Genomic DNA, 7,378 nt, shown 5'->3' with positions numbered 1-7,378 from the left:
GGAATGATCGCCGCAATGCTGGGCACCATTCTGCCTGAGCTTTCTGAGCGATTCCACCTCACCCCCACGCAGAACGGCACCATAGCCTTCGTGCAGGCTCTTGGCCTCATCATCGCCTCGCTGGCCGTCGGCCCACTGCTCGACACCCAGGGCGACAAGGCCGGACTCATTCTTGGCCTCGGCTGCATCGCCGTTGCGCTCTTTCTGTTGCCTCGCTCAACGGGATTCCGCCCCATCCTGCTGCTGATGTTTCTGCTCGGCATGGGTGGCGGCATCGTGGTCACCGGCGCCAATGCACTCGCCAACAGCGTCAGCGGCGAACACAGCGCCATCGCCCTCAACCTCGTAAATCTCTTCTTCGGACTCGGCGGCCTCACCACCCCCTTCATCGCCGCCAATATATTCAAGAAAAACTGGGTCCGCCTCTGCTACACCGTCGCTTCACTCACGGTCGCCGCCCTCATCGTGCAGGCAATCTCAAAAATGCCCGCTCCGAGCGGCAACGCCCAATTTCTTCTCGCTGACGTAGGTCCAATCCTCGGCCGCCCGCTGCTCTTTATGCTCGGCCTTTTCCTGTTCCTCTACATCACCTGCGAAGTCGGCGTTTGGAACTGGCTTCCGCGACACCTCATTGCCCAGGGAATCCCTGAGTCGCGCGCTCTCAATATCCTTTCGCTCGGATTCGCGCTCGGCCTCCTGATCGGTCGAGTCGGCGTCTCGCCCATCCTGGCCCACGTCGCGGCAATTGATGTCACGCTAGGCGCGTCCATCGCCATGGCCGTCACCACCTACCTGATGCTGCAAACCAACAAGCCATCCATGGCATTCGGGTTGGTATTCATCGCCGGACTCTCCATGGCTCCGGTCTTTCCCACCACGCTGGCGATCACGGGCGCAGCCTTTCCACGCATGACCGGAACTGCGCTAGGCTTCGTCATCACCTGTGGATGGGTAGGCCTCGCCGTGAGCTCGTGGATCATCGGCTCCATCGCCGGCGGAGACCCGAAGCGGCTCAAGAAAGCATTGCTCCTCTTTCCCGCCTCTGCGGTTCTGATGGTCGTGTTGAATCTCGCGATCCGTTCCGCACTGCGGTGAAGATCGATGAGGCAGAGAACGAGGGGTGCCCCATCCTCGGGGTCCCCGCGGACAGGTCTTCGTCCGTGGGGTGATATGACGCAGTTTTTCGCGGCATGGGTGGGAAAGCACGAACTCGATTCGGCGGAACAGTTCTGCCATGTGGACAACGATAGAAATACAATGAAGGCACATTCATGACAGCCAGCACTTTTCCTGATTCCCTCGCGTCGTCCGATCGCACCCGCCAGCGCTACAACCTTTTCCTGCTCCTTGTGGCCGGCCTCGGCGGCTTGCTCTATGGCATCGATGTGGGCATCATCGGCGGCGCATTGCCCTATCTCGAGGCGACTTCGCACCTTTCGCCTTCGCAGCTTTCGATCATCGTCGCAGCAGTGTTGCTCGGCAGCGCCTTCTCCACCTTGTTTGCCGGCCTTCTGGCTGACTGGATGGGCCGCAAACCTCTCATGGTACTCAGTGGCATGGCGTTCATCGTCAGCATCCCGGTGATCGCGCTTTCCCATGGATACGCGCCATTGTTCTTCGGCCGTCTCCTCCAGGGCATGAGCGGGGGATTCATTGGCATTGTTGTGCCTCTCTATCTCGCCGAGTGTCTATCAGCCTCCACGCGCGGCAAAGGCACCGGCGTCTTTCAATGGCTGCTCACCTTCGGCATCGTTGCTGCCGCGCTGGTCGGCATCTTCTTCAGCTATCGCGTCGATGCCGTCGCGCGCACTGCCGATCCCGCATCGCTTCTTGCCTTCAAAAACGTGGCATGGCGCAGCATCTTCTGGGTCTCGCTGCCTCCCGGTGTGCTGTTTGTCATCGGCAGCCTCATGGTCACAGAGTCGCCGCGATGGCTCTACCGTCAGCGCAAGCCCGAGAAGGCAAAAGCAGCACTTCTTCGCTCCCGCTCGCCTGAACAGGCAACCATTGAGTTGCAGGAAATGGAGGCCACATCCAAACCGGCGCAGACCTCCGGTGAAAAAGTCCGCGACACGCTGCTTCGGCGCAAATATGTCATCCCCTTTCTGCTCACCTGCGTCATCCTGGCCTGCAACACCGCCACCGGCATCAACTCCATCATCGGTTTCAACACCGGAATCCTCTTGCAGAGCGGCCTTTCTGATCTTCAATCGCACTGGGGATACGTGCTCTTTACGGTGGTCAACTTCAGCTTCACCGCGGTCGGTATGACCCTCGTCGATCGCAAGGGCCGCAAGTTCCTATTCATCCTCGGCACCAGCGGCATCATCCTCTCCATGGTGACCGTCGGGACCATATTCCTGCGCACCGAAAAGCAGAGCATCGATTGCGGCAGCCAGATCCAGGCGCTCGTTGGTCCCGGGCAGGACCTCACGTACCACTTCGACAAAGCCAAGGCGGAGCAACTCTTGAGCAGCCAGGGCGATCAGGGTGGCGCAATCCAGCCCGGCCGGGCGTCGTTCGCCATCATCTACTCCTATGGCGATTTCACCGGCACCACCAGCTACGTTCGCTCCGACGATGAGGCTTCCGCTCCGCTTTCGATCACACGCGCCGGCTCTATTCCGGCCAACAAGGTTGAAGCCTTCTTTCAGAACCCGTTTGCCAATTTCGAAGCCGCGCAAACCGCGCCGCTGAAGATCGAGAAAGCAGTCCTCGGCGCAGTGCCGGATTCCAGCCACGGCTGGCTCGTCGCCCTCTGCCTCTACACGTTCATGGCGTTCTATGCCGTTGGGCCAGGCGTCTGTGTATGGCTGGCGCTCTCAGAACTGATGCCCACGCGTATCCGCTCCAATGGCATGAGCGTCGCACTGGTCCTCAACCAGCTCGTATCGGCGACACTGACCGCGATCTTCCTGCCCTTCGTCAGCAAGCACGGCTACTCGTCGATGTTCTACTTGTTCGCCGGTTTCACCGTCGTCTACTTCCTCACCGCCGCGTTCCTGCTGCCCGAAACCAAGGGCAAAACCCTCGAAGAGATCGAGGCCTTCTTCGACAAAGGTAGTGCACACTAAGCCGAAAAGGTAGAGCACACTAAGCCGCCGTCAACCCCCGCCCATGTTTTTGAGTGGGAGCGGGCGAAGAGCTTTGAGGTTACGAAGACGGAGGGAGCAGCAGCCGTCATGAAGCCTGTGGATCAACCATTCCAATCAATACTTAACAGCGATCACCCGGCCCTCTGATTCAAATACGACGTATGGGCCGGCGATTGCGCCGCCTGAACCCGCTGAGTAGGGGTTTGTCCAGGTGGTTTTGCCGGTTGTGAGTGAGTAGATTGCATTCCAGCCGGGAGCATATATGGTGTCGGATGTTACGGGTTGAATGCTTCCCAGCTCTGGCAAAGGGGGAGTACCAAGTACAGTGCCCGTTGGGCTGTAGATCGCGCAGCCGGTATAGGACAGACGCATCACAATAGGGGGTACCAAGCCATAAGAATTAACCAGCAATCGGCCATTGTCGATCCAGCCAACAGCGGTTCCCGAAATAGTTGAGATTTGTTGACCGTTCAGGTAGACCGCAACCGTTAGGGTGGGGTACAGCCCACCGGTGGACCTATTCATTGCGGCCAGCGTTCCATCTGGCGAAAGCAGCACAGTGGTGGAGGGTGAAGGCGTGAGTGACAAGATGACTGGAGTACCCGAGACCGGCGTAACCTCGAGTGTGCTGCCCTGGATTTGGCCGAGGGTTGTACCTGAGCCGGACAGGGTGAATCCAGACAACAGACCGGTCGCAGGATAGGAGAATGCGTAGCTGACCGTTCCGGATGGGATTGAATAGATGTTGAGCAGGGTGCCATCCTGAGAGGAAGCGGCGAGTACAGACCCGTCCGTGGAGAGTTCCAGCCTTCCGCTTGTTAGGCCGATCGACCCTTCCGGCGTTGTGTCGGCAGGATCGAAGTAGAAAATCTTTCCCAGGCCGGTGGCGATTGCGGCTCGTCCCGCGCCGCCAGTGATGCTCAAGCCTAAGCCATTTCCAAAGAATCGGGGGCTGCCCGACGACAAGCTTGCCCCATCAAGGATCACCCCTTGAGAGGCAAACGCAATTACCCACTCAGTGTTAGAGGCCGCAGCGAAGGGAATCAAGGTCGGGGTCTCGGCGTTGTTGATCGGAGGCGGTATGGTGTAATTCGTGCTTGAAAGAGTGGTGTCCGACAAGTCGATCACACTGAATGCAGAAGAGGAAGAAGCTGCAAGAGTCGTCCCGGCGTTGAAAATCCTGCCGACGTTCGTTATAACGAGTGCGGAGGCGGTGCTGCCGGCCGGATATATGGACAGGGTATTTGTTCCATAGGTCCACACCCATTTGCCGATCCCTCCGAAAGTATTGGGGGTATATCCGGAAGGAATATATTGTGGAACATTTCCTAGCTGAACGCCGGAAATGGAGTAAACGGAAAGCGTAATGGGTGGTTCATTGTTAGATGTAAAAAAACCTGTGCCATCCGTAAACCAGCCTTGAAAAAATTGAGATTGCCCATCGTAGGCCTTACTTACCGTGGAAACGCCGCCGGGCACTGAGATTATCTCGATGTTGCTATCGCCCGCTGGTCCATCGGCTACCTGCACCTGACCCGGTGCGGCAAAAAAAGATGGGTGCAGATTGGAGTTCAAAGAATCATGGTAGTCCCCTGTTCGCGATAAAACCAAGTTTCCAACTGGTGTATAGACGAAGAGGCCCGATTGGCCTTCGAAGGAGATGTAACTTCCATCCGAAGCCAATTGCCAGGAGTCGTTATCCGACAGAATACCGTTTGGATCAGATTGAAAACCTGGGGAAACAATCGTGCTGAGAACGTGCCCATCAGAGGATGATCGGACTTGAACTCCACCCGGAATTCCAATTGCAATTGTCCCGCCCGACATCGCTGGGGCTTGCGGTAGCGTGCTCGTTGAGACGCTCGGAATAGAGAAGTGGGCGACATTCGCACCGCCCATGCCGGCATCGCCGCTGGCCAAGATAGCACCAGATTCGTAATCCCATAAGATCCAGAATCCTGAGTAGTCCTGGCTGAATACCCTTGAGTTTGCGAATCGAAGCGTAGTGATCTGAAATGGGTTCCCTAGCTGAAGCAGAATCGTGGGCGGTTGCGTGACTGTGATTGTTGGGCCGACCACTGCGCCGATACTGCCACCCGAGTTATAACCTGTCACCACATAGACTGCCTGTGCCGCCGCGGCAGTCGGTGTGCCCGATATGACCCCTGTGGAGGAGTCCATGTTCAGGCCCGGGGGAAGAGCCGGAGTAACGCTAAAGCGAGTGATCGTTCCTGCTGTCCCGGGAATGTCCGGCGTAATCTCTTGGCCAACATACGTACTGATCATGGTCTGCGGATATGCAATGGCCGTAGGTGCCGGCAGCAGCACAGTCACCGAGATCAGAATCGCCGCAGAGGCTGAGCCGCCCGCATTGGATGCGGTCACGGTGTACGACGCCAGCGGCGCCAGGGCCGTTGGAGTGCCGGAGATAACGCCAGTGGTACTGCTCAGGTTCAACCCTGCCGGGAGTGCAGGATTGACAGCGTACGAGGTGACATCTCCCGAAACCGAAGGAATATCGTTAGCGATGGGCACATTTGTCGCGGCATCGATTGTTGGTTGACTGTACGACAGATCTGTCGGCGGAGTGGGCAAACTCACCGTGATCTGGATCGTCGTAGTCGTCGACCCGCTGGCATTGGCGGCCGTGAGGGTGTAGGAGGTCTTTGCCGAAATAGCAGTTGGGGTGCCGGAGATAATACCGGTTGAACTGTTCAGAAACAGCCCTGCCGGCAGCGCGGGTGCGACAGTATACGAATCCACTGTACCCGTAACTGTCGGAACATCAGCGGTCACAGCATGATTCATCGTGGCGGCGATGGCAGGCTGGCTATACGAAAGGCCGGACGGTGCAATCAGTGGTGGCGGATTGCTGTTGCCGTTATCCCTGCCGCCTCCCCCGCAACCCTGCATCCCTGGAAGTAGAAGAAAAACGATGACAACGACCGCATTCACAATGGAGCAGCATTTAGATCGATGATCAGTGGTGAGAGCTAAGCAGCAAACGTGCTTCACACAAGCCTCAATCCTGTCTTCTGCGACATTCGCGCGGTCGAAGGGGACGAGGGGCTTGTGTCTAATGAGGACCAACAATTATACACCTGCGTAAGAGCGAAGTTGCGTCAGTGAGACGCAGGCGGGATGAGGCGGTAAAGCAATTCGAGAATCCGCCGTCCGTGTAATGAGCAACGGAGTCCAAGTTGATTGGTGGACACAGCTCTGCACAAGTGCTTCTCCCGGAACGAATTTGGCAGTTCCGGTCGAGTCACCGCCGATAGCGAACTTTCAGGGATATTCACCAGTTCTTCGCGCGTCCGCAGGCAAAATGGTTGGAATCGATGCCGGCAAACAGCGTAGGAGATGGCAGCAACAACCACTTATCCAAAAGTCAATTGCCCCAGTTCTGCCGCTCGCCCTAAATCCCTCATTCCGTTCGCCAAAACCTATGCTCCGGTTTTGCAGATAATTTCCCGTCATTCCCGCACAATCAGAATCATGAGAAATAAATCCCAGTCCGCGGAAACATTCCACTCCTGGCAGTTGACAACTGAAGATGCCCCCTCACTACTGACCCCTGGCCACTGCCCCCTGATAAGTCCTTTGCGAAGAAATATCTACAGCTAAGTCGAATGCCAGGAGATATTTGGCGGCCACCCCCCTTCGGTAACCCCATGTAACCAGGAAACTTACCCCTAGAGACCGGATAATAGGGGTACCCCTCGGGATGACTATTGTGTGGAAGACTCACCCTAGTCCCTACGCCTCGATAACAGCCTTCGAAAGATTTCGCGGCCGGTCCACATCCACGCCATGTTCCAGGGCCATTGCGTAGCTGAAAAGCTGCAGCGGAATCACCTCGGGAATCGGCCACAGATGTTCGCTGGCCGGCTCTACAAACACGCAATCCGTGACCAGCGACGCCACATCGCGGTCGCCGGTATTCGCAATCGCCATCACGCGCGCGCCCTGCGTCTTCATGTCCGCCAGCAACTGCAACGTCTTCTCGTAGCGCAGCACCGAATCGTCCACGTTCCGATCCACCGTCGCCAGCGCCACCAGCGGCACGCGTTCGCTCACCAGTGCATTTGGCCCGTGCTTCAACTCGCCGGTCGGATAGCCCTCGGCCTGTACATACGAAGACTCCTTCATCTTCAAGGCGCCTTCGCGCGCAATCGCGTAGTGCACGCCGCGGCCTAGATACAGGAAGCTTCCGGCATCGTTGTACTTGGCCGCGAGCGCCGTCATCCGTTCGCGCCAGCCCTCGAGCTGCCGCTCGATGACGC

4 protein-coding genes are annotated in these 7,378 nt (G+C 57.6%); 2 read left to right on the top strand and 2 right to left on the bottom strand.

The features are described 5' to 3' along the window. Together WA354_RS12365 and WA354_RS12360 are read left to right on the top strand one after the other, a co-directional pair. Positions 1-1,095: MFS transporter (locus WA354_RS12365; protein ID WP_472813317.1), on the top strand; the 1,095-nt coding region annotated here is incomplete at its 5' end. 176 nt (positions 1,096-1,271) lie between these two features. Next, positions 1,272-3,074 carry an MFS transporter gene (locus tag WA354_RS12360; protein ID WP_472813316.1) on the top strand — a complete coding sequence of 601 codons (1,803 nt, stop codon included), beginning with the start codon at positions 1,272-1,274 and terminating at the stop codon, positions 3,072-3,074. A gap of 135 nt (positions 3,075-3,209) precedes the next feature. On the opposite strand, the gene WA354_RS12355 is transcribed toward WA354_RS12360, so the two are convergent. Both WA354_RS12355 and WA354_RS12350 read right to left on the bottom strand, forming a co-directional pair. Next, complete coding sequence (locus WA354_RS12355; protein WP_472813315.1) at positions 3,210-6,050, bottom strand: putative Ig domain-containing protein; 2,841 nt, start codon at positions 6,048-6,050, stop codon at positions 3,210-3,212. An 801-nt stretch (positions 6,051-6,851) separates the two neighbouring features. After that, a partial coding sequence (locus WA354_RS12350) for an SIS domain-containing protein (protein ID WP_472813314.1) occupies positions 6,852-7,378 on the bottom strand: 527 nt, incomplete at its 5' end.

Origin of the sequence: Occallatibacter sp., assembly GCF_049802275.1 — a bacterium.
Lineage (GTDB): Bacteria > Acidobacteriota > Terriglobia > Terriglobales > Acidobacteriaceae > Telmatobacter.
Note: the sequence above shows the minus strand (reverse complement) of the source record. Positions and strands in the feature narration are given on the sequence as shown.